Below are 24,055 nucleotides of genomic sequence, written 5' to 3'. Positions count from 1 at the left end.
AAATTAGTAGAGATGTTTTTTATTAGTATCTTAGCTACTAAAATTTTAGTAGGCTAATGAAACAAAGAATATTTTTACTGTTTGTCGTTTTAGTTTTTCATTCTTTTACTCTTCTATCTCAAAGAACGGTTAGAGGTAAAGTACTTACTTCAAAGGAGGTAGCTTTAGAAGGAGCTGCGGTGTATTTGAATAATACTTCTATAGGAACAACTACTGATGAGAATGGAGAGTTTGAACTACCTGTTGGAAACGGAAATTACGATTTGATCATAAGTTTCTTAGGATTTGAAACAATTCAACATCCTCTTAAAAAAGATGCCCCCAACAAACGATTGGTTTTTACAATGGTTGCAAAGACCAATATGTTAGATGAAGTTGTTATTTCTAAAAAGAAGAAAATGTCTAAAGAAGACAGAGCCTATTTTATGAGACAGTTTAAGAGAAACTTCTTAGGAAAAACAAATCTTGCCAGTGAATGCGAAATCTTAAACGAAGATGTGATTGACTTTGACTTTGACAGATTTTCTAGAACATTAGAAGCCTCCGTTTCCAAACCTATTCAAATTAGACATAAAGGATTAGGGTATTTGATTACTTATGATTTAGTTCACTTTAAACAAACTCCAAGAAATATTGAATACTTAGGATATACTCGTTATCAAAAATTAAAAGGATCTAAACGAAAACAAAGAAAATGGGCTAAAAAAAGACAAGTTGCTTATCAAGGTTCTACTATGCACTTCTTTAGATCTATCGTAAATGGGAAGATGAAAGAGGAAGGTTTTGTAGTAGATCATTTTAAGAAAATCCCAAACCCAGCCAGACCTCACGATTCTATTATTAAAAAAGCGCGAAGAGAATTAGGAATCATTGCCTCTAATAATAGAACAGTTACCATTAATCTTGGAGACAGCAATCTATCTACTCGTACGAAAAGAGACTCTTTACAAGACATTTTAAACAAAAGCAGATTAAGCAGAACCATCGATATTGACATCAAGAAAAACCTAACTGCAAAAGAATTTACTTTCATTCAAAACAGTGTAAACTATATAAGTTTTACCGATTATTTAAAGGTCAAATACATGAATGAAGAAGAAGAAGACAACTATCGTCCCGGATCAGGAAAACTAGACTACCAAGTATCTATGGTAACTCTATTTGTAAGAAACAGTCCGTTTGATAAGTTAGGTGTACTTATGAGACCCTTAGATCTTTTTTTAACCGGATATTGGGGGTATGAAAAGCTTGCAGATGCCCTTCCTTTAGATTACCAGCCGACGAAGTAACTTATTTGTTCTTTTCTTCTATCCATTTGCTCAGGTATTTGGTACTCTTTAGCAAATGATGATGTAGCATACTACCAATAAAATTCTGATTTCTGTGCAAATCTAAGCCTTGATATACCTGATTGATTCTATGTAGAAAATCTGAAGACAATTCTTTTTTATCATATCGTTGGTTGATGATCTCTATTCCGTTCTTCTGTGCTTGATTCCAAATTTCTTTATTGGAATACAGTTCTACTGCCTTGCTAACAAAAGCTGCTATCTCATCTTCTACAAATCCGTTCCATGGCAAGCCTTCACACATTCCTTCTACCCCTATAGAAGTTGTTACGGAAGGAGTTCCGTTTAGCATCGCATCTACCAATTTTCCTTTAATTCCCGCACCAAAACGTAATGGAGCTAATAAAACTCGTGAGTTTTCAAATACCTCATCTGCATCTTCTACAAAACCATGTACGTTAAACCCTTCCTTTTCATTATGAAACTGGAGCACTTGTTGTGTTGGATAAGCACCATAGATGTGCAGTTGAGCTTTTGGTATTTCTTTTCGGATAAGCTTCCAAATATGTTTTTTTAATTGAAGAGTTGCATCCAGATTAGGAGCATGTAAAAAGTTTCCTATAGAAATAAAATTTGCTCTGTTCTCATAGCTCTTCCAACTTTCTTCTTGTTTGTTATCAATAGCTTTTAATAAAAACGGTACATAGCACAACAATTCCTTTCGGATTCCAAAGACATCCTGAAGCAATGCCAACTCGTATGTAGATATGATCAAAGTAAGATCACATCGATAGATTGAGGCAATCTCTCGTTTGGCAACATCGGAATTTCTTAAAAGATCAAAAGAGAAATCCATCTCTTTTTTTAGTGCTTCTTCTCGAGTTTTTCGCAAACAATGAAGATCTTCTGTATCTAGAATTCTGAGAGCATCAGGACAGTGTTCTGCAACTCTCCATCCAAATTGCTCTTCAGTCATAAACCGATCAAACATCACAATACTAGGATTTAACTCTTTAACAAGTGAATCAAAATTAGAATCATTCAATTCTAATGGAATCTCATGAATTCCTAGTTGAGTTAGGTCAATTGAATTGGGATTCTTTTGTGCGGTAGTTCCAAAAGTTACTTGCCAGTCTTGTTCTAAAAACAACTGAATAAACTGGAGCATTCTGCTCCCTGCAGCCGAAGATTTAGGTTCTACCCAAACAGAACCAATAATAAAAACGTGATGCTTATTCGTGCTTTGTTTCAATTATTGAGTACCCATTTGCGCTTTGTAATCTGCTTGAACTTTTTTAGCCCAAGTTACCAAAGCTTGAATTTGCTCTTGCGTAAGCTTCGCATCACTATGAGTCCATGTGTAAGAGTCTAAAGGCATCTTCTTCTTTTCTACCTCTTCCCACACTTCTTCCATTTTGTGTTCTTTTCTTTTCAAAGAATATTCTGCCCACTTAGAAAAATTCAACTCCTCTTTCCCATGTTCTACATGTTCTGCCATCCAGTAATTTACCGGTGTAATACTAAAATACCAAGGATAACGAGTTACATCACTATGACAATCATAGCAGGTTTCTTTTAGAATTATTTTCACATTTTCCGGTGGATTAGATTCAGCTAAAAATGTATTGATAGTTGTGATATCTCCTTCGTTTTTTTCCGGCCCAAAGAATTGAGCAATAACAAAAACTACCAGAAGAAAAAGCAGTATTTTCTTAACGATTTTCATAAGTCGACCTTTAGAGTTTATATAGGAGAGTAAATCTAGTCAATTTTTAATTTTTATCCACATTTATACGTACTTTTGTACTTCTAAATTTTTTAGTAATAAATGAAACCGTAAGGTTCCATGAGATTTAAATAAATAAAACTACTCATGAAATACGATGTAATCGTTATCGGCTCTGGTCCTGGAGGCTACATTGCTGCAGTAAGAGCTTCACAATTAGGTAAAAAAGCTGCTATTATTGAAAAGTATGCAACTCTTGGAGGAACTTGTTTAAATGTAGGATGTATTCCTTCAAAAGCATTGTTAGATTCTTCTCATCATTACTACGATGCTGTAAAGCATTTTGAAGAGCACGGAATCTTGGTTGACAAACCTAAGATCGACTTTCCTAAGATGGTAGAGCGTAAAGCAAAAGTAGTTGAGCAAACTACCGGAGGTATCAAGTACTTGATGGACAAAAACAAGATTGATGTATATGAAGGATTAGGATCTTTTGTAGATGCAACTCATGTAAAAGTTACCAAGAATGACGGTACTGATGAAACTATTGAAGGAACTGACATTATTATCGCAACCGGATCAAAACCATCAACCTTACCATTTATTACCTTAGACAAAGAGAGAATTATTACGTCTACTGAAGCCTTAAAACTTCCTGAGATTCCAAAGCATCTTTTGGTAATCGGAGGTGGTGTTATCGGACTTGAATTAGGTTCTGTATACAAGAGATTAGGTGCTGATGTAAGCGTAATTGAGTATATGGACAAGATCGTTCCAGGAATGGATACCGATGTTTCTAAAGAATTGCAAAAAGTATTAAAGAAACAAGGTGTGAAATTCTTTACCAGTCACGGAGTAAGTTCTGTTGAAAGAAAAGGAGATGAGGTTACTGTAAAAGCAACCAACAAAAAAGGTGTTGAAGTAGAGTTTAAAGGAGATTACTGCTTGGTATCTGTAGGAAGAAGAGCTTATACTGATGGTTTAGGATTGGAAAATGTTGGAATTAAGGTAAACGAAAGAGGTCAAGTAGAGATCAACGATCATTTACAAACCAATGTTTCTAACATCTACGCTATTGGTGATGTTGTAAAAGGAGCTATGTTAGCACACAAAGCAGAAGAAGAAGGTGTAGTTGCTGCAGAAATTATTGCCGGACAAAAACCACACATCGACTACAACTTGATTCCTGGAATTGTATACACTTGGCCAGAAGTTGCTGCTGTTGGAAAAACAGAGCAAGATTTGAAAGATGCCGGAGTAGAGTACAAAGCAGGAAAATTCTCTATGAGAGCACTAGGAAGATCTCGTGCCAGTGGAGATATTGACGGATTTGTAAAAGTATTGGCAGATAAAAATACCGATGAAGTATTAGGTGTACACATTGTAGGTGCTAGAGCAGCAGATCTAATTATGGAAGCTGCCGTAGCTATGGAGTACAGAGCTTCTGCAGAAGACTTGGCAAGAATTTGTCACGGACACCCAACCTATTCTGAAGCTGTAAAAGAAGCAGCAAAATCAGCTTGGGATGGTATGCCTTTAAATGCATAAACAATCATATTATCATAGTAAAAAGCAGCTTTAAAAGCTGCTTTTTTTATTTCTCTTTTTTCAGCTAACTTTAGCACATGATTCGGGGGGGTCTATGTATATTGCTTTTTAGCATAGGAATTTGCTATGGTCAAAATTTGGATTCGATACCAATAAAAAATGGTATCGAAAAACCCAATAGTATTTCATCACATCACTTCGGTTTATTTCATCTTAGAATCAATCAAAATTTTCAAGAAAGACCTGTAGATAGAACTACCTTTCAAATTGTTCATGAAAGTGCCAATAGCTTTCATCCATTTGTAGAGACTTTTCTTACCGATGACCCTGTTCAACGAGAACAATTGAGTCAACTAATTTGGTACCGGCGCGGGTTTTCTTATGTTGACCCTCAAACTACTCCCGGAGATTATATGACTATTGAGGTAGATGCTGTATTTAAGATATTCCGCTTCGATATAAAAACACAGATTAACAAAAGAAATGAATTAGGTTTTACCTTACGAACCTTTGTTCCTACAGAAGGTCATTATCCGTTTTCTTTATTTACCAGTGATGAAAGTATTGAATGGTTTCACAGCAATATTGCCGGAGGCGAAGATGCTTTTGGCCGGCGTTTTTTTGGTTTAAATAAAGTAAATGTTTCCTATTCGGATAGAAATGGAAAAACACTAAACCTTAAAAAGAATCAAATCATTTTTAGTGGAGTTGAGCTGAATCATTTTTATTACCCTCAATTGTTTGATCCACAAAAAAATATTGCCGTAAATTTTGGATCTCACATCGGAATCAATACAACAAAATATAATCCATCTATAGATTTAGGAATCTCAGCAAACTTCGTTAAAAAGTGGAAACTAAAAAGTAAGAATGAACTTCGACTAGGTGTTGGTTTTTCCGGAATGAGAAAACGAGCAATCGAGTATGGAAGCCCTTTTGATTTTGGAAATAACCTTTGGATGGGAAGTGGCGAAACCAACCTTGAGTTTACCAAATACACCCAAAAAGGAAACTCTCATTCTTTTTCTGTTAACTATCAGTTTCAAACTCCTTATAATAAAAGAAAGGAAGCAGACTTTTATCAATTACGAAGTATTGATTGGCAAGGTATTAATGCCGGTTGGCACAACGGGTTTTCTACTTTGTATGAAACACTAACTATTTATACATTCTTCTACTCCTATCAGCGTAAGAATTTTGGTATCTCTTTATATTTGAAAGAAGACTTGAAAGTAAACAATGCTCCAGACCTACAAACCGGAATAAGTATAAAAATACCTCTCAAAAAATAAGGATTCAATCTAAGACTGTTTGTATTTTTGCCTCCAACATGCAAAGAACGATTCGTAAATTTTCATTAAAAGACATCCCTCACGCCAAAGACCGCTTGTTGGGTTGGGCTCAGCAATATGAAACCATCGTATGGTTAGATTCCAACAACTACGATCAGAACTATTCATCTTATGAGAGTATCTTGGCTATTGATGAGTTTACATCTATAAAGACAGATTACGATAATGCTTTTGACAAGTTAAAGGAATATCAATCCATTACTCAAGATTATCTTTTTGGCTATATCAGTTATGATGTAAAAAATGCCACAGAAAGTTTAAGCTCTGATAACTTTGACGGTTTAGAGTTTCCTGATCTGTTTTTCTTTCAACCTCAAAAGATCATTTTTGTAAAAGAGAACGAGCTTGAATTTCATTATCTATCTATGGTAGAAGATGAAATCGATTCAGATTACAATGCTATCAAAGATCATGTGATCTCTTCTCCGGTTCGACCTCAAGATATCAGAGTCAAACTACGAATTCACAAAGACGAGTATCATCAAAAAGTCAGTAAAGTTTTAGAGCACATTCATAGAGGCGATATCTACGAAGCTAATTTCTGTCAGGAATTTTATGCAGAGAATGCAGAAATTCAACCTCTTCAGGTGTACAAAGATCTAAACATGATCTCGGAACCTCCTTTTGCTACTTTCTTAAAAATGGATGAGCATTATTTACTTTCTGCTTCTCCGGAACGCTACTTAAAAAAAGAAGGAGAAAAGATTATTTCACAACCCATAAAAGGAACCGCAAAACGATTGCTGAGTCCTATTGATGATGAAAAGATCGCCTCTGATTTGGCCAGAGATCAAAAAGAGCGATCTGAAAATATTATGATCGTTGATCTTGTAAGAAACGATCTATCTAGGACTGCTAAAAAAGGGAGCGTGCATGTAGAGGAACTTTGTAAAGTGTATTCTTTTAAGCAAGTGCATCAGCTAATTTCTACTGTTGTTTCAGAAATTGAAAGAGACACACATCCTGTTGATGTAATTAAAGATACTTTTCCAATGGGCAGTATGACAGGAGCTCCTAAGATCTCTGCTATGAAAATTATTGAAGATCTAGAAGAAACAAAACGTGGGTTGTATTCGGGAGCTGTTGGTTATTTTACTCCTGAAGGTGATTTCGATTTTAATGTGGTAATTCGAAGTATTCTTTACAATGAGATCAAGAAATACATCTCCTTTTCTGTAGGAAGTGCTATTACAGCAAAGTCAACTCCCGAAAGAGAGTATGAAGAATGCCTGTTAAAAGCCAAGGCGATGAAATATGTACTGTTGCATTCTAATTAACTGTATCTTTAGAAAATGCTACTGAATTTTCAGAAACATATTGACACTCATTTCTCTTTCTTAAAGTCCCAAAAACTATTGATTGCAGTTTCCGGTGGGATTGATAGTGTAGTATTAGCTCATTTAGCGCATCAAACCAATTTAGATTTTGCTTTAGGGCATTGTAATTTTCAATTACGAGAAGAAGAAAGTGATGGAGATGAACTTTTTGTAAAAGAGCTAGCACAAAAATTGGGTGTGCAAGTTTACACTACTAAGTTTGCTACGGAAACATATGCGCAAGAACACAAATTATCCATTCAAGTAGCTGCGCGCAATTTGAGATATGAATGGTTTTATCAATTACTTAAAGAACAAGGTTATCAATATGTTCTTACCGGACATAACACCAATGATAATTTAGAAACGTTCCTTATCAACCTTACGCGTGGTACAGGTTTGGAAGGATTGACAGGGATTCCCCCTGTGAATGATCAAACAGTAAGACCTTTGTTGGCATTTTCTAGAGATGAGATTAAGATGTATGCCATCAAGAATGAAATTGAATGGAGAGAAGATCGTTCCAATGCTTCTGTAAAATATGTTCGAAACAAAGTACGTCATCAAATACTTCCGGTTTTACAAGATATCAACCCACACATTCTTGAAACTTTTAAAAAGTCTTTGGAGCATCTTAACGAAAGTCAACAGATTATCAATGATAGAGTTCAGGAAGTTTCAAAAGATCTTATTACTACAGAAGGAAACATTACGAGAATCAATCTTAAAAAACTAAACAAGTCTTCTCATAAGAAGGCTTATCTATATCAAATCTTGCACACGTATGGATTTAGTGAGTGGAATGATGTTTTGGATTTAGTATCAGCACAATCCGGAAAGCAATTGTTTTCTGCTACACATCGTTTGGTAAAAGACAGAGATTATCTCCTTTTGGTTGAGATAGACACAAAAGGAACTGAAAAGAGCTCTTATCTTATTAAAGAAGGAGTGCCTTACATTTCTACCCCTATTCCAATGAAAATAGAATCTACCTTACAGGATAAAGCAGAAAATTCTGATGAAATTATTGTTGATTCTGACCTTATCTCTTTTCCATTAATATTAAGGAAGTGGAAACATGGAGATATTATGTACCCAACCGGTATGTCTGGATCAAAAAAAATAAGTCAGCTTTTCAAAGACAAAAAACTGTCCTTATTAGAAAAAGAAAACTGCTGGATATTAACTTCTTATGAGAATGAAATTATTTGGGTTGTTGGCTTACGACAAGACAGGCGTTTTTTAACAAATTCACAAACTTTGACAAAAGTTAAACTCTCTTTAACCTACTAGTTTAGTGGGATTTATATAGGTTTAAAAAGTTTGAAGTTTTTCTTAAAATTTTGTTAAAATTGTTAAAATTCCTACTCTAAATCTAGCATCAAAGCTGCATTTCGGTTTTGCTTTTGTAGCTTTAGTGCTCAAATTTTCAAACAAACATTATGAAAAAATTATGGCTCTTGGTAGCAACCGTTGCAATTGTATCTTGTAAGAAAGAAGCCCCTATTGATTATGCAATTATTTCTGGAAGTGTTTCTAACGCAAATACAGATAAATTGACATTGTATAATATGTATGATTTTAGTGACAAAAAAGATATCACTATTAGTGAAGATGGAACATTTACAGATACCATTTCTTTAGATTGGAATCACAGATATATGTTAAGAGAAGGTAGAAACGGAATCAATTTATATTTATCAAAAGGAGATCAAATTACTATTGATTACGATTCTAAAAAACAAGATTCTACATTGGCCATTACAGGAAATGGAAATGAGATAACCAACTATTATGTAACTCAAGCTAAAAAGAGCAAAGAACATACAGAGCAAATGCCTGTTCTTTATGGAAAAGATGAAGCTGCGTTTAAAGAATCTATCGCAAAGTCAAAAGAAGCTAAGCTAAAAGTGTTGGAAGAAACTCCTGGATTATCGGATGAGTTCAAAGCTTTAGAGACAAAAAATATCAACTACGAATATTTATCTTCTTTAAGTCGTTATGAAACGTATCACGGATACTTTGCTAAGAAAAAAGACTTTAAAACTTCTGAGAATTTTGATGACGAGTTAAAAGCTATGGCTTATGACAATGAAGCAGATTTCAAATTTTCATCTGAATACAGAAACCTAGTAGAAGGACATTATAGAAAAGAAGCTTCTGAAGCTGCTAAAAAAGATTCTACTATTGCTCAAGACATTGCTATGTTAAAGGCGTTTGGAAAGATTGAAAATGAATTGATTAGAAACAAGTTATTATACGGATCTGCTCAGTTTGGAATTACATATACAGAAGACCTTGAAGCTTTTTATAAGGCTTTCTCTGAAGGTTCTACTGATAAAAAGAATAACGAAACTATTGAAAAATCATACAATGCTTTAAAATTATTAGGAAAAGGAAATTCTTCTCCTAAGTTTAAAGATTATGAAAACTATGCTGGTGGTACCACTTCTTTAGATGACTTAAAAGGGAAGTATGTATACATTGACGTTTGGGCTACTTGGTGTGGACCTTGTAAAGCAGAAATTCCTTCTTTAAAGAAAGTTGAAAAGCAATACCACGGAAAAAATATTGAATTCGTTAGTATTTCTATTGATGATAAGAAAGATCACGGTGCTTGGAAAAAAATGATTGTAGACAAAGAATTAGGAGGTATCCAATTGTTTGCTGACAACAACTGGGATTCTAAGTTTGTACAAGACTACATGATCAAAGGTATTCCGCGTTTTATCTTAATCGATCCTTCTGGAAATATTGTAAACTCAAATGCTCCAAGACCATCAGACAGCAAATTGATTGCGCTATTTGATGAACTGAAGATATAATTTAAACCATTCAAACATATAAAACCCTTTTGAAAGAAACTCAAAAGGGTTTTATCTTACTAAGGTTCCCTCACTTTTTTCGTCTAAGAGCAAAAGAGAAATCCCTCAAAAAACTCTTAAAATGTTTTACCCTCAATTTTTAGTAAAATAGTATTAGTAATTTCACTGTTCAATAAGTACAATTCATGAAAAAATTCCTCTTATATATCTTATTATTTTTCTCATTCTCTGTTTTTGCGCAAACAGAAACCGAGCCGGTTGTTTGGGATACAACTATGGAGAAAATATCCGATACAGAATATGATCTTGTCTTTAAAGCAACCATCTTAAAAGATTGGCATTTATACTCTCAATACAATCCGGAAGATGCTTCCTTACCTCTGGTTATCTCTGCAGCTGGAGACAACCCTAAATTTGAATTGGTTGGAAAAGCCAAAGAAAGTAAAACATATAAAGAGTATAGTGAAACCTGGGAAAAAGAAGAGATCTTCTTTAAGAATAACGGAACACTTACTCAACGTATTAAAATTTTAGATCCTAACGTAAAGCGTATCAAAGTTACCATAGAAGGGCAAGTCTGCAAAGAGGTTTGTATTCAAGTAGAAGAAACTTTCTTTTTTTACTTTAAAGGAACAACTGCTAAGGAAACTCCAATTACAGTAGATGAAAAAAGTAAAAAACTAACAAGTGCATTAAAACTCGATCTAAAGAATAAAGACCTATTAAAAGGGGAAGCCGAAGCCAGTGAAGGTGGTAGTTTGACTAGTATTTTCTTATTAGGTTTTTTTGGTGGACTATTGGCGTTATTAACACCTTGTGTGTTTCCTATGATTCCTTTAACCGTATCATTCTTTACTAAACAATCTCAAAACAAAGCCAAAGGAATCAGTAATGCTATACTATACGGTCTTTTTATCGTATTGATCTATATTCTATTGAGTATTCCATTCCACTTTTTAGACAGCTTAGATCCTGAGATTCTCAATACAATCTCTACCAATGTATGGCTAAACATTTTCTTCTTTGCCATTTTGGTATTCTTTGCTTTTTCATTCTTTGGATATTACGAAATTACATTACCTAGCTCTTGGGGTAATAAAATGGATAACGCTTCCAGTGTAGGTGGATTGATAGGTATTTTCTTTATGGCACTTACATTGGCCATTGTATCTTTCTCTTGTACCGGACCTATTTTAGGATCTCTCCTAGCAGGTTCTCTTACATCAGACGGTGGTGCTATGCAATTGTCAGCAGGTATGACAGGATTTGGTTTGGCATTGGCTTTACCTTTTGCGTTGTTTGCACTATTCCCAGGATGGCTGAATTCATTACCAAAATCAGGAGGCTGGTTAAATACAACTAAAGTAGTTTTAGGATTTCTTGAATTGGCCTTTGCCTTTAAGTTCTTATCCAATGCAGATCTAGTAGAGCACTGGGGACTTTTAAAGAGAGAAATCTTTGTGGGTATATGGATCGTTCTATTTATCGGACTAGCATTATACATCTTTAAACGAATTAAATTCCCTCATGACGGACCAAGCAAAAAGTTAAGTTTTTCCAGAGTTTCTTTTGGAATACTCGTATTCTCTTTTGTGATCTACTTGATTCCGGGAGTTATGAAAAAACCAACATGGGAGCTAAGTCTTTTAAGCGGATTCCCTCCTCCTCAATTTTACAGTATTTATGAACAAGACAGTGATTGTCCTTTAGGTTTGAACTGTTATAAAGATTTTGAAGAAGGATTGGCAGCAGCAAAAAGAGAAAACAAGCCTATTTTATTAGATTTTACAGGATGGGCATGTGTAAACTGTAGAAAAGTAGAAGAAAATGTTTGGAGTGAATCTGATATCTATGAAATATTAAAAGAAGATTATATTCTAATCTCTTTATATGTAGATGATAGAAAGGAGCTTCCAAAAGAACAACAATTCTTGTTCTTAAAAGACAACGGAAAAACAAAAGATATTGAAACTGTAGGTGATAAATGGGCTACTTTCCAAGCTATTAATTTCCAAACAGCTTCACAACCTTATTATGTGCAAATGACCTCTGACTTAGAGATCTTGCACAGAGCCGAGCAATATACAGATCGTGATACTTATTACGAATGGTTAAAGCAAGGCTATCAAAAATTTCAAGCACAAGCAAACAAGTGAGTCCCCTAATATAACCACTCTACAAGGCCATCAATTAATTTATTGGTGGCTTTGTTTTTTATAAAAATCTATAAATTTTACGCAACCTTTTGCAGTAGATAAAGACTATGGTGTAAACAGTATAATTGAAAACGCCATGAAAAACCTTTATTTCCTCCTAACACTTAGTATTGTGTTTGCTTCTTGTACTAAGAATGATCCGGATACAGGATTAATAGACAACTCTACTCCGATTTTAAGTAGCTACACATACGAAACACATAATGCAACAACAGGTGATGTTCTAACGAGTACAGTTTACAATCTAGACAATAATAAGATACTGGGATATACATCAGCAAATGCATCTGCTTTATTCAGTTATGAGAATGATAAGATTTCTGAGATTTTGTCTTACACAAATGGTGCATTGGTTGGAAAAAGAAATTTCGAGTATAATTCTAATGGAAAACTGTCAGAATTCCTCGTAGAAAGTATCAATTCTTCTCTTTTCAACAAACATAGCTTTACTCATACTCAAGATACTATTTTCTCTGAGTGGAAACGAAGTACTGATGGAATTCATTTCGATTTGATTGCCACATTTAAAATTGTGTTAGACGTTTATCAAAACAGAACTTATTTGGAAGAGCACGATATCATTAACAATGAAGTGAAAATCGTATATAATACCTACGATACCAATCATAATATGATCACTTATGATTCTTACAGAAAGAACAATGACAATTCTTTGAGTTCTCTTTTTTCAAGTACATATACATATGATACAAGTATTAATTTACTGTCTGTTATTAATGAAAATACCTATAAAAAAGAGACCTTTTCGTTATTATATCATCTTCAAACCAGTGCCATCAATAATTTTACCCCAAGGAATATTTCATACAATGCTATGCAATCAATGAGTAATAATTTTGGAAATCAATTTACCTATACGGTACAAAATGAAGTAAACGATAATAACTATGCGTATTTCAATACCTTTAAGGTCTACAATAACGGTGTACTATTTACAAAGTTCACTTTAGAATTCACGGAATAGTAACACATAAAGTTGAATAAAACAGATATATACAGTTGACCTTACATTTAAAAGAGCTCATAAAAAAATGTAGATCGAAAGACCTAAAGGCACAAGGAATCTTGTATCAACAATACAAGAATGATCTCTATGTGCTGTCTTTAAAATACTGTAAAAACAAAGAAGAAGCGCAAGACAACCTTCACGATGCTTTTCTGGAGATCTTCAGAACAATAAAAAAGTACAAAGGTGCAGGTTCTTTCGAAGGCTGGATGAAAAGAATTGTCATCAATAAAGCCATCGATCGCTATAAAAAAGAAGTTTTTAACAATCCTATCAATGAAGAAAGGGTTACAGAAGAATCAACTACGATTGATCATCAAACACCTATTTCTTTGGATATCATTTTAGAAGCGATACAGAAGTTACCTTCTCAATATCGACTTGCTTTTAATCTATACGAGATGGATGGATATTCGCACAAAGAAATTGCAAAGATGTTATCAATCAGTGAAGGAACATCAAAGTCCAATTTACACAGGGCTAAAGTATCATTGAAAGCAATGATTGAAAAGATACAGAAACAACAGCCAAAAATAGTATCCAATGGAAGCTAAAAAAGATATAGGTTTTGTTGTAAAAGAAACATTACAGAATTATTCTCCAACACCAGATGATTCTGTTTGGGAAAGTATTGCTACAGACTTACAAAAAGATCAAAGAAGAAGAAGGATATTATTCTATTGGTTGCTTGGAGCCGGTATGTTGTTAATTCCGATTCTTTTATTGATCGGTTCTTCAAATGTTTCAGATGAAAACCCGGAAGACATTTTCATAGAACCAATCATCAATAATGATCAAACTCATCGTACTCCGGTAATACCAAAACCAACCAAAACGGTTGATAGTATTTCTAAGCCAGCTCTCAAAAACTCACCTATCAACTTAAAAAACAGCAAAGATGATTGTGCTTGCGACAGCTCCTCTAAAACTTCTATAGAGAGTCGTGAGGAGCTTTCTACTCAGGTAGAAACCAACTTAAAGAAAAAAAGAACAGTTGAGCATTTAGAAGATGTAGCTATAAAAGACCACATTACTCAACTTACAAATGAATTGACAGAAAAAACATTTGAACAAAAGAAAACTCCAAAGAAGAAAAAGAAAAAAGCACCTGTAGTAAAAGAAATAAAAGAGAACGTGAAACCTGAAGAAGAGTGGAGTATCTTTCCATATGTTTCTCTAGATCATTACAATGCCTTTAATCTAAAAACCAAAAATCAGAATTCCATCAACTATGGAGTATACTTTAGTTATTATACTACTCCAAAAACAATGATTAGAACAGGGTTTAAAAAACTTTCATTATCACATGATTTTCAAAATGGCGGTTTGACAAACACCCAAGAAGTAAGTTATTTAGAAATTCCTTTAGAGATTCGTTATATCCTTGATTCAAAAAACTCTTTATATCCTTCTGTCACAGGAGGTATTAGTTATCTATTCCTAGACAAAGCATCTTTGTCTAATACCACAGGAATAACAACTAACAAAGGAGATTTCACCAATAATATTCTCTCTTTCAATCTAGGTGCTGGGCTACATAAAAACCTTAACAAACATTTTAGCATCAATACCGAAATGTTCTTTAAGTATCATTTGAAGCCTTACACACAAAATTTTGATGCAGTCCCTTATACTTTGTCTTTTAATATTGGAGTTGAATATAAATTTTAAAAAAAGCTCACTTTTCAGTGAGCTTTGATACCGTCGGTTGGTTCTTTTCATAGCAATTCCCCTAAGAACGACTGGTTGGTGTATATACTTTGTTTATAACGACCAAAAACGTTTTGGAGTATATCATTTGTTAATTATTTGATAGTTCTTTTATAAACTAAGCTTCGCTTTTCCAAAAATGTTTTTTAAAGTTCTTGAATTCAATTTCATAGATAAAGGAAGATTCATTAAATTCACAAAATTTTTATAAACAAACTACAACTCAATGAAAAAACTAATATCCCTAATTATTTTGCTGTTTTGTATCTCTTTGTCAGCGCAAACGATACAGAACAATGCCCCTTGGGCGAGCAATGCGATGAGCAAAAACAACAACAAACCTACCTTAGAGCAGATTGCTAATGCAGCAGAAGCATATTTTAAGACTATTGACAGGAATGCAAAAGGAAGTGGTTTAAAACCATTTGAGCGTTGGAAATATCATTGGAGTTTCTTCTTAGATGAACAAGGGAGAGTTGAATCTCCTCAAGCCTTATGGGATGCTTGGAAGATAAAGAATGAAAGAAACGCTTCTGAGAACAGATCATCTGATGTAAGTAACTGGACATCTATGGGGCCTTACGCACATACAAACACTGCCTCTTGGTCTTCAGGTCAAGGTAGAGTTAATGTTATTACAGAAGACCCTAACAACAGTAATGTATTGTATGCCGGAGCACCTGCCGGAGGTATTTGGAAATCTACAGATGCCGGAGTAAACTGGGCTCCTTTAACAGATCACTTACCACAAATTGGTGTATCTGGAATTGCTGTAGACCACACAAACTCAGACGTTATTTATATTGCCACTGGAGATGATGATGCAAATGATTCTTATGCTGTAGGTGTTTGGAAATCTACAGATGGTGGTGCTACTTGGAATACTACAGGAACAATAACTCCTACTCCAAGTTCTATGAATGAAATCTATCTTTTTCCTAACGATGCAAACACAGTTATGGTAGCTACCAGTGCTGGTGTTTTTAAATCAACTAATGGAGGGAGTACATGGACTCAAAAGTCAAATATTAATGCAAGAAGTTTAAAGATGAAACCTGGAGATGAAACAACATGGTATGCTGTTTCTTCAAATCAATTTTTCAAATCTACAGATTCAGGAGAATCTTTTCAGGAAGTTGTGATCACTGGTGTACCAGGTGCTTCTAGATTAGAGATTGATGTAACTCCAGCAAATGCTAACTACGTTTACTTATTAAGAGCTGGATCCGGATCTTCTTTTGGAGGTGTATTCAGGTCTACAGATAGTGGTAGTAACTTTACAAAAACTACTGAAACTTCAGACATTTTTGAGAGTACACAAGCTTGGTATGATATGGCTTTAGGTGTTTCTGATACAGATGAAAACACTCTTTTTGTAGGAGTTTTAAATGTTTGGAGATCTACAAATGGAGGAAATAACTTCTCTAAGATCAACAACTGGAGTTCTCCAAATGATCCTTCTTATACACATGCTGATATTCACTTTTTAAGATATTTCAACGGAAGATTGTACGCAGGTACAGATGGTGGAGCTTACGTATCTTCTGATGATGGAAATAATTTTACCGACCTAACTGAAAGTATGGTAATCGGACAGTTTTACAGAATTTCTGTAGCAGCTCAAAGCTCAGGAAATATTGTAGGAGGATTACAAGATAACGGTGGTTATGCTTTTAGTGATAACAACTGGAATAATTACCATGGTGCCGACGGAATGGACTGTGCTGTAAACCCAACAAACAAAGACAACTACTTTGGATTTGTTCAATATGGTGGTGCATTACATATTACATATGATGGAGGTAAAACAAGAACCGGTGGAGTTGGATCTCCTTCGGGAATCAGTGGAAACTGGGTTACTCCTCTAGCAGCCAGCAGTGAAGGAGACCTTTACGCTGGGTACAATCAGTTGTATAGATTAGAAGGTGGAGCTTGGTCTCAAGTATCTAACTTCTCTTTTGGTGGTAACTTGGTAAATGTAAAAGTAAGTCCAAGAAACCCTAATGTTATTATTGCTACCAGAGGAAGTACTATCTACAGAAGTATAGATAAAGGAGCTAATTTTGAAAGTTTCTTTACAGGAGCCGGAACAATTAATGCAATTGACTTTAGTAGCACAGATGAGGCTTTCTATTTTGTTACCAATAACGGAGCTTACAAAGTGGCTAACGCTGTTGGTCCTAGCTGGACTTTTACATGGCAAACTATTGGAACCAATGCACCATCTGAGTCTAAATTATCTATCAAGCATCACGCTAGAAGTGGAAACAACACTATCTACATGGGAACATCTTTAGGTGTATATTTCATGAATGATGATGATACAGAATGGCAAACTTATGATAACAATTTACCAAATGTTGCTATTAGAGATTTAGAGATTAACGAAGAAGATGCAAAACTATTTGCTGCTACATACGGAAGAGGAGTTTTTGTTTCTGATATACCAAGACAATTACCTCCTGTAGATGTAAAAATAGTTTCTATTGACCATCCAACAGAAGGAATCAACTGTAACTCTACGTTTACACCACAATTAACTATTAAAAATCAAGGTGTTGATGTTTTAACCAACGCTACCATTAACTATAGTTTTGATGGTGGAACTGCATTGAACTATGATTGGAATGGATCTTTGAATTCTGAACAAACAACAGTTATTTCTTTACCGGAAATTTCTATTACAGACCTAGGAGTTCATACAATTAATGTAGAAGTAACAGCTACAAATGATGCTTATGACACAAACAACACCTTAGAAGAAGGATTTAAAATAAATGATGTAAGTGTAAATCCAACAATTGCAAATTCATTTGAGAATGCAAGTGATGCTTTATTAACTGAAAATGTTGGGTCTACCAGTAACTCTTTATGGGAGATTGGAACGCCAAACAAAACTTTATTAAACTCTGCAGGTAACGGAACTCAAGCGTACCTTACCGGAGTTTCTGGAAACTATCCTAATGGTGTTACTAGTTACTTATATACTAACTGTTATGATTTAAGTCAAATAACCAATCCTGTTTTGTCATTTAAAATGGCATTTGACATTGAAGAAAACTGGGATTACCTTCTAGTTGAATACAGTACAGATGGCGGTAACAACTGGCAAACTTTAGGGTCTGCAAGTGATCCAAACTGGTACAACAGTTCAAGTACTGCTAACGGAATTCCAGGAAACCAATGGACTGGTGAAGGAGAAGATTCTAACTCTTTAGGTGGAACCAATGCAACTGTTCACGATTACAGCTACAACTTAGCTGCTTTCACTTCTGAATCTAACATGATCTTCAGATTTAAATTCTTTGCTGATACAGGAACGAATGAAGAAGGTGTAATGATCGATGACATGGTTGTAAACGGAACTTTATCTACAAACGATGAGGAGTTCTCAAACACAGTTTCTGTTTCTCCAAACCCATCCAGCAGTCAATTCAATATTCGCTGGCCAAATAACGAGAAAACTAAGATCACTGTTTACAATTACATGGGACAAAAGGTCTTTGAAAAGAAAGGAATTACAAGCGGTTCTTATCCTCTAGACTTAGGAACAAGAAGTAAAGGATTGTATATTCTTAAGATCAACTCTAATGGTAAAGTTGCTACCAAAAAGATTATTTTAGAATAAACTAAGATTCCAATAAAAAACAAAGCCCGCCTTTATGGTGGGCTTTTTCGTTTCTGCTTAGGTTTTTCATAGCATTTTTCCCTTGAAACGTCATTGAACAATTATACATGTTTCTAAAAAGTAGCGAAACCTACATTTTAAGTATCGTTCACCCAATAGTTACAGAGAAGGAAAAATGTTACCTGAAATTTTTCACTGTTCTTTAAAATTTTATTTTTGTTTCATAATTGCGTTTGCTTATGAAGGAAAACACTTACTTTTTAAATGCTTTGATTGATGGTAATTCTACTATTATCAAAACTTTGTATACAAGTTGTTTTCCTATGGTTAGAAAGTTTGTAATGCAAAACAGCGGAAAACCTCAAGATGCCGAAGATGTTTTTCAAAAAGCCTTGTTACAAATTGCCGTTCGTTACAAACGAGAAAAGTTTGAGATTAATAATACCTTTAACGCCTATTTGTATACGGTTTGCAAAAATTTATGGCGAAGAGAGTTAAATAAATCAAAAACCAGGGTAACAAATAACGGAGTTATTGAACTAGTTACTGAGGAGAAGGACCAAGCTATTGCCATTGTAGAGCAAAAGAGACACGAGTTGTTTACCGAAAAACTGCAACAGATCTCAGAAAACTGCAAGAAAATCTTAACCCTATTCTTTGCAAAGATTCCTTATTCTGAGATTGCTAAAGAGCACGATTACAATTCTGAAACTGTAGTACGTCAACGTGTTTTTAAATGCAAAAAACAATTGATGAACCTTATTAAAAAAGATCATCGTTATCTTTCTTTGGTAGAAATATGAGTACAGAAGACGACATATTGATAGAGCGTTTTTTAAACGATGAACTTTCTAAAAAAGAGCACAAAGCTTTTCTAGAAAGAATGGAAAACGATGTTGAGTTCAAAGAGAGGGTGACTCTAGAAAAACAGTTGCACGAATCTTTGGATGAAAATTCTTGGAGTTTTTTAGAAGAAGATGACAATCCGGAAGTCAAAGAATTTGAAGCACTCTTAAAAAGCAAAGAAAGTCAGAAAATCAAACAATCCATTGCAGAAGCGCAAGCAGACTACCAAGGTTCTAGCAAAGATGATACTGGTGATGAAATAGCTTTAAAAAAACCTCCATCGCAAAAGAAAAATTTGTGGCTATATACTGCTGCCACAGCTGTGTTGATCTTTTTTGTGGTAAATGTTTTCATGCTAAAGCCTAAGAGCAACGAGGAGTTATTTTCTAAATACATTCAAAAAACAGATCTGTTTGCTTTGATAGATAGAGGTTATGTAGGTAATGATTCATTACTTTCTAAAGCACAGGATTATTTTGACAACAAAGAATATCAAAAGGCAGCAGATATACTAACTCAAGTTGTAGATTCTTCTAAAAACAGTAATGTTTACATCTACCTTGCTATTTCGCAAATAGAGCTGAATGAGTTTGACAAGGCTGAAAAAACCTTAAATAAGCTCATTCTAAGCCGACTTCTTGATGCACAAAAAGCGTATTGGTTTAAAAGTTTGCTTTACTTAAAAACTGATCAGGTTGAAAAATCTAAAAAAGAACTGCAAATCATTATCGATAGCTCTTATTTTAAAAGTAAAGACGCAAAAAAGCTCTTAAAAAAGCTCAAATAATTTCCTTACCTTTCTCTTGCTAAAGAAAAAGAATTGCTATGCTTACTAAAATTTACGGTAGTGCCGTCTTTGGTATTGAAGCTACCACCATTACAGTTGAAGTAAATATCGACAAAGGAATTGGCTATCATTTGGTAGGGTTGCCGGACAATGCTGTACGAGAAAGTTCGTATCGCATTTCTGCTGCTTTAAGTAACAATGGATATAAACTCCCCGGTAAAAAGATCACGATTAACATGGCTCCGGCAGATCTACGTAAAGAAGGTGCTTCCTACGATCTAACACTGGCTATGGGTATTTTAGCTGCTTCTGGGCAGATTTGCTCTGCTCCTTTTGATGAATATTTAATTATGGGAGAACTTTCTCTAGATGGAAGTTTACAACCCATCAAAGGAGCTTTGCCTATTGCTATTAAAGCCAAAGAAGAGGGCTTTCAACATTTTATTCTACCCAAAGAAAATGCCAAAGAAGCTGCTATTGTAGAAGGGCTTAATGTTCTAGGCGCAGAAAGTATTTTAGAAGTGATTGCACACTTTAGCGGCGAACAGGAGATCACTCCTACTGTTGTAAATATTCAAACGGAGTTCTATAAGAATATCGACTTCCCTGAGTTTGATTTTGCAGATGTAAAAGGGCAAGAATCAATCAAACGTTGTATGGAAATTGCTGCTGCCGGAGGTCATAATATCATTCTGATTGGTCCTCCCGGTGCCGGAAAAACCATGCTTGCCAAACGACTTCCCTCCATTCTTCCTCCTATGACTTTACAAGAAGCTTTAGAAACAACTAAAATTCATTCTGTGGTAGGAAAAACTGAAAACAATGGATTGTTATATGAACGTCCGTTTCGTTCTCCTCATCATACAATCTCAGACGTTGCTTTGGTAGGTGGCGGTCAATATCCACAACCCGGAGAAATCTCCTTGGCTCATAATGGCGTATTGTTTTTAGATGAACTTCCCGAGTTTAAAAGAACTGTGTTAGAGGTTATGAGGCAACCTTTAGAAGATAGAGAAGTAACTATTTCCAGAGCAAAGTTTACGGTAACTTACCCCAGTAGTTTTATGTTGGTTGCCAGTATGAACCCTAGTCCATCCGGATTCTTTCAAGACAGCAATAATCCGTTGGCTTCGAGTCCACAAGAAATGCAACGCTATTTAAGTAAAATTTCTGGTCCTTTGTTAGATCGTATTGACATTCACATCGAAGTGACTCCTGTTCCTTTCGAAAAACTTTCCGATGAACGTAAAGGAGAGTCTAGTGTTGATATTCGTAAACGGGTAAGTCTTGCGAGAGAGATTCAATCACTACGCTTCAAAAAGTTTGGCAACATTCATTACAATGCGCAAATGAATGTAAAGCAGATTCGTGAGTATTGCCAGCTTTCCAATGATGGAAAACAGTTGATCAAAAATGCTATGGAAAAACTCAACCTTTCAGCAAGAGCTTATGACCGGATTTTAAAAGTTTCCAGAACCATTGCAGATTTAGAAGGCTCTATTGACATACTTCCTAATCATATTTCCGAAGCTATACAATACAGGAGTCTAGATCGTGAAGGATGGTTCTTATAAGTTTTTATAACCAAAGACTGTAAAACAAAATTTAGAAGAAAACGATACAATTACTACCATCTACAAACAAAAAATAGATCGTAGTTATAAAGAGAGAGGTTTATTTCCGGTCCCAATAAATATAAATTCATTATTTTAGTGTAAAATACTATTGTCTCTAACAACAATGAGTAAATCAGAATACTTACGTAAAAGTTAAGTAAGATTGTAAAGTATTTTTATCTAAAAAAAATTATATGAAAAAACAATTACTCCTAGTAGGTTTATCCCTATTCGTACTAACTACCAAAATATCAGCTCAAAATGATGATGACAGAAAATTAATCATTAAGCAAACTAATGTTGAAGCATTAAATCAAATAGTAAAAGAATCAAAAGAAAAGTACGATTATTTTCTAGCTAAAGCGAAAGAAAGTGGTTCTTTAAAATTCACTACTAAGAATAAAGAAGGACATATTGGGTATTTAGCAGGTTTTTATAAAGATGGAACTCCTTATTATGATTTTGAGAGTAATATAGATGCTGCAATAGCCTCACGCGTTAATAAGATATGGCAAGGAGGTTCTAGTGGATTAAATTTAGATGGTTCTAATATAGTTATAGGACATTGGGAAGTTACAGGATCTCCTTTGACGACACATCAAGACTTATCTCCAAAAATTGTACTCGTTGAAAACCCAGTAACAAGTCATCATGCCACACATACTGCCGGTACAATGGTTGGAAGCGGATTAGATGCAAATGCAAGAGGTATAGCTTCTAATGCTAGGATAGAATCATATTCTTCAAATAATGACATTGTTGAGTTAGCGGGTTTTGGCACATTAGGAGGCATTTTATCTAATAACTCATACAGTAGAGGAGCTCCTGACGGAACTACGCATGGTTATGGGCGTTATGATGAAAATGCGAGGAGTTTTGACCAAATCACTCATGACGCTCCTTTTTTGACCATCTGCAAATCTGCCGGTAACACAAGAAATCAAGGGGTTAACTTAGACGACAATGGTTATGATACAATATTTACAATTGCAACAGCCAAAAATATTATTGTTGTGGGCGCTGTTGAAGATATCGCAGTATATTCTGGACCAAGTTCAGTAGTTCAATCTTCTTTTAGTAGTTGGGGACCTACAGATGATTGGAGAATAAAACCAGATATAGTTGCTAACGGTGTAGAGGTATATTCAACAAGCAACGGCTCAAATTCTAATTATGTTGTAAGTAGTGGAACTTCTATGTCTACACCTGTAGTAACTGGCTCTATAGCACTTTTACAACAGCACTACCACAATTTAAATAACATATACATGAAATCTGCAACAGTTAAAGCATTGCTTTTAAATACCACAGATGAAGCTGGAGAGCATGATGGGCCAGATTTTCAAAATGGTTGGGGACTTTTAAATGCCGAAAGAGCTGCAGAGGTTATTTCAAATAATGGTACTGGGTCAAAAATTGAAGAACTTACTTTGAATAACAATGAAACTTATACTACTCAAATCTCAGTAGATGGCACAGGGAATTTAGAATTAACCATTGCTTGGACAGACCCAGAAGGGGCTCCTTTTTTTGGTCCAGAAGACAGTCCGAGTAGTCTATTAATTAATGATTTAGACGTAAGGTTAATTGGTTCTTCGGAGACATATGCTCCTTGGGTGATAGTTCCTAATGCTACTTTTGATAATTTCTCAGTTCCTGCTTCCAAAGGAGATAATTCTAGAGATAATGTAGAGCGAATTGATGTGAAAAATATTCCAGCAGGTAATTATACTATTTCAATAACCCATAAAAATTCTTTAGTAAATGGTAGTCAAGATTTCTCTTTAGTTGTTAATGGCGTTACAGACACAGCTTTAGGAGTTAATAATATTGATCTTAACTCATTTCTAAAAGTATATCCCAACCCTTCTACATCAGGTATTTTTCAAATAGAACTTCTACAGTCAGAAAACCTTGGCACTAAAACTGCTACTTTATATGACTTACAAGGAAGATTGATTAAAGAAAAAGAATTTGATAATAATTTAACAGAAATAAATACTTCAGGGCTAAGCTCAGGAAATTATTTACTTGTACTAAAGTCGAAAAAAAGGATTTATAAGAAATTAATTATTGTAAGTAATTAAAATCACTTTAGAACTATAGTGATTTGCTTATGTTTTACTTGAAAAATAAAAGTATTAATCAACGGATGATTTCTACAGCGGA

General features: G+C 34.5%; 17 protein-coding genes. 15 read left to right on the top strand and 2 right to left on the bottom strand.

The window, feature by feature from the left end; genetic code table 11:
• Positions 1 to 56 precede the first annotated feature (56 nt).
• Positions 57 to 1,289, top strand: a complete 1,233-nt coding sequence (locus tag ACFSRZ_RS13840) for a carboxypeptidase-like regulatory domain-containing protein (protein ID WP_379667162.1) — start codon at positions 57 to 59, stop codon at positions 1,287 to 1,289.
• Between the two features lies 1 nt (position 1,290).
• Here the strand turns inward: ACFSRZ_RS13840 and ACFSRZ_RS13835 are convergent, their stop codons facing one another.
• The gene (locus tag ACFSRZ_RS13835) at positions 1,291 to 2,541 is read right to left on the bottom strand and encodes a glycosyltransferase (RefSeq protein ID WP_379667161.1); all 1,251 of its coding nucleotides are present in this window, start codon (positions 2,539 to 2,541) and stop codon (positions 1,291 to 1,293) included.
• Positions 2,542 to 3,015 (bottom strand): heme-binding domain-containing protein, encoded by a 474-nt coding sequence (locus ACFSRZ_RS13830; protein ID WP_379667160.1) that lies wholly within the window; start codon positions 3,013 to 3,015, stop codon positions 2,542 to 2,544.
• A gap of 147 nt (positions 3,016 to 3,162) precedes the next feature.
• On the opposite strand from ACFSRZ_RS13830, the gene lpdA reads away from it, so the two are divergent.
• The 14 genes from lpdA (at position 3,163) to ACFSRZ_RS13760 (ending at position 23,973) form a co-directional block, all read left to right on the top strand.
• Entirely contained in the window at positions 3,163 to 4,563 is a 1,401-nt protein-coding gene (gene lpdA, locus ACFSRZ_RS13825) for a dihydrolipoyl dehydrogenase (RefSeq protein WP_379667159.1), read from the top strand.
• A 137-nt stretch (positions 4,564 to 4,700) separates the two neighbouring features.
• On the top strand, positions 4,701 to 5,855 hold the full coding sequence (locus tag ACFSRZ_RS13820) for a hypothetical protein (RefSeq protein ID WP_379667158.1): 1,155 nt from the start codon (positions 4,701 to 4,703) through the stop codon (positions 5,853 to 5,855).
• A gap of 38 nt (positions 5,856 to 5,893) precedes the next feature.
• On the top strand, positions 5,894 to 7,192 hold the full coding sequence (pabB, locus tag ACFSRZ_RS13815; protein ID WP_379667157.1) for an aminodeoxychorismate synthase component I: 1,299 nt from the start codon (positions 5,894 to 5,896) through the stop codon (positions 7,190 to 7,192).
• Between the two features lie 15 nt (positions 7,193 to 7,207).
• Entirely contained in the window at positions 7,208 to 8,524 is a 1,317-nt protein-coding gene (gene tilS, locus ACFSRZ_RS13810; protein ID WP_379667156.1) for a tRNA lysidine(34) synthetase TilS, read from the top strand.
• Positions 8,525 to 8,673: 149 nt separating this feature from the next.
• Positions 8,674 to 10,056, top strand: a complete 1,383-nt coding sequence (locus ACFSRZ_RS13805) for a TlpA family protein disulfide reductase (protein WP_379667155.1) — start codon at positions 8,674 to 8,676, stop codon at positions 10,054 to 10,056.
• A gap of 185 nt (positions 10,057 to 10,241) precedes the next feature.
• Positions 10,242 to 12,212, top strand: a complete 1,971-nt coding sequence (locus tag ACFSRZ_RS13800; RefSeq protein WP_379667154.1) for a protein-disulfide reductase DsbD family protein — start codon at positions 10,242 to 10,244, stop codon at positions 12,210 to 12,212.
• Positions 12,213 to 12,348: 136 nt separating this feature from the next.
• Positions 12,349 to 13,257, top strand: a complete 909-nt coding sequence (locus tag ACFSRZ_RS13795) for a hypothetical protein (protein WP_379667153.1) — start codon at positions 12,349 to 12,351, stop codon at positions 13,255 to 13,257.
• 35 nt (positions 13,258 to 13,292) lie between these two features.
• Entirely contained in the window at positions 13,293 to 13,853 is a 561-nt protein-coding gene (locus ACFSRZ_RS13790; protein WP_379667152.1) for an RNA polymerase sigma factor, read from the top strand.
• Positions 13,843 to 14,970, top strand: a complete 1,128-nt coding sequence (locus ACFSRZ_RS13785) for an outer membrane beta-barrel protein (protein ID WP_379667151.1) — start codon at positions 13,843 to 13,845, stop codon at positions 14,968 to 14,970. The genes ACFSRZ_RS13790 and ACFSRZ_RS13785 overlap by 11 nt, the downstream gene beginning before the upstream one ends.
• Positions 14,971 to 15,235: 265 nt before the next feature.
• Entirely contained in the window at positions 15,236 to 18,637 is a 3,402-nt protein-coding gene (locus ACFSRZ_RS13780; RefSeq protein WP_379667150.1) for a T9SS type A sorting domain-containing protein, read from the top strand.
• Between the two features lie 239 nt (positions 18,638 to 18,876).
• A complete protein-coding gene (locus ACFSRZ_RS13775; protein WP_379667149.1) occupies positions 18,877 to 19,440 on the top strand; it encodes an RNA polymerase sigma factor in 564 nt (187 codons plus the stop codon).
• Complete coding sequence (locus tag ACFSRZ_RS13770) at positions 19,437 to 20,270, top strand: tetratricopeptide repeat protein (RefSeq protein WP_379667148.1); 834 nt, start codon at positions 19,437 to 19,439, stop codon at positions 20,268 to 20,270. The genes ACFSRZ_RS13775 and ACFSRZ_RS13770 overlap by 4 nt, the downstream gene beginning before the upstream one ends.
• 38 nt (positions 20,271 to 20,308) lie before the next feature.
• Positions 20,309 to 21,844 carry a YifB family Mg chelatase-like AAA ATPase gene (locus tag ACFSRZ_RS13765; RefSeq protein WP_379667147.1) on the top strand — a complete coding sequence of 512 codons (1,536 nt, stop codon included), beginning with the start codon at positions 20,309 to 20,311 and terminating at the stop codon, positions 21,842 to 21,844.
• Positions 21,845 to 22,080: 236 nt separating this feature from the next.
• Entirely contained in the window at positions 22,081 to 23,973 is a 1,893-nt protein-coding gene (locus ACFSRZ_RS13760; RefSeq protein ID WP_379667146.1) for a S8 family serine peptidase, read from the top strand.
• The last annotated feature ends 82 nt before the right edge of the window (positions 23,974 to 24,055 follow it).

The sequence above is a fragment of the Pseudotenacibaculum haliotis genome (assembly GCF_042684245.1).
GTDB lineage: Bacteria > Bacteroidota > Bacteroidia > Flavobacteriales > Flavobacteriaceae > Polaribacter > Polaribacter haliotis_A.
This window is presented reverse-complemented; position numbering and strand designations above follow the sequence as displayed.

Coding starts and splice junctions, on each gene's coding strand:
- ACFSRZ_RS13840 (WP_379667162.1), top strand. CDS start 57: ATGAAACAAAGAATATTTTTACTGTTTGTCGTTTTAGTTTTTCATTCT.
- ACFSRZ_RS13830 (WP_379667160.1), bottom strand. CDS start 3,015: ATGAAAATCGTTAAGAAAATACTGCTTTTTCTTCTGGTAGTTTTTGTT.
- lpdA (WP_379667159.1), top strand. CDS start 3,163: ATGAAATACGATGTAATCGTTATCGGCTCTGGTCCTGGAGGCTACATT.
- pabB (WP_379667157.1), top strand. CDS start 5,894: ATGCAAAGAACGATTCGTAAATTTTCATTAAAAGACATCCCTCACGCC.
- tilS (WP_379667156.1), top strand. CDS start 7,208: ATGCTACTGAATTTTCAGAAACATATTGACACTCATTTCTCTTTCTTA.
- ACFSRZ_RS13805 (WP_379667155.1), top strand. CDS start 8,674: ATGAAAAAATTATGGCTCTTGGTAGCAACCGTTGCAATTGTATCTTGT.
- ACFSRZ_RS13800 (WP_379667154.1), top strand. CDS start 10,242: ATGAAAAAATTCCTCTTATATATCTTATTATTTTTCTCATTCTCTGTT.
- ACFSRZ_RS13795 (WP_379667153.1), top strand. CDS start 12,349: ATGAAAAACCTTTATTTCCTCCTAACACTTAGTATTGTGTTTGCTTCT.
- ACFSRZ_RS13785 (WP_379667151.1), top strand. CDS start 13,843: ATGGAAGCTAAAAAAGATATAGGTTTTGTTGTAAAAGAAACATTACAG.
- ACFSRZ_RS13780 (WP_379667150.1), top strand. CDS start 15,236: ATGAAAAAACTAATATCCCTAATTATTTTGCTGTTTTGTATCTCTTTG.
- ACFSRZ_RS13775 (WP_379667149.1), top strand. CDS start 18,877: ATGAAGGAAAACACTTACTTTTTAAATGCTTTGATTGATGGTAATTCT.
- ACFSRZ_RS13770 (WP_379667148.1), top strand. CDS start 19,437: ATGAGTACAGAAGACGACATATTGATAGAGCGTTTTTTAAACGATGAA.
- ACFSRZ_RS13765 (WP_379667147.1), top strand. CDS start 20,309: ATGCTTACTAAAATTTACGGTAGTGCCGTCTTTGGTATTGAAGCTACC.
- ACFSRZ_RS13760 (WP_379667146.1), top strand. CDS start 22,081: ATGAAAAAACAATTACTCCTAGTAGGTTTATCCCTATTCGTACTAACT.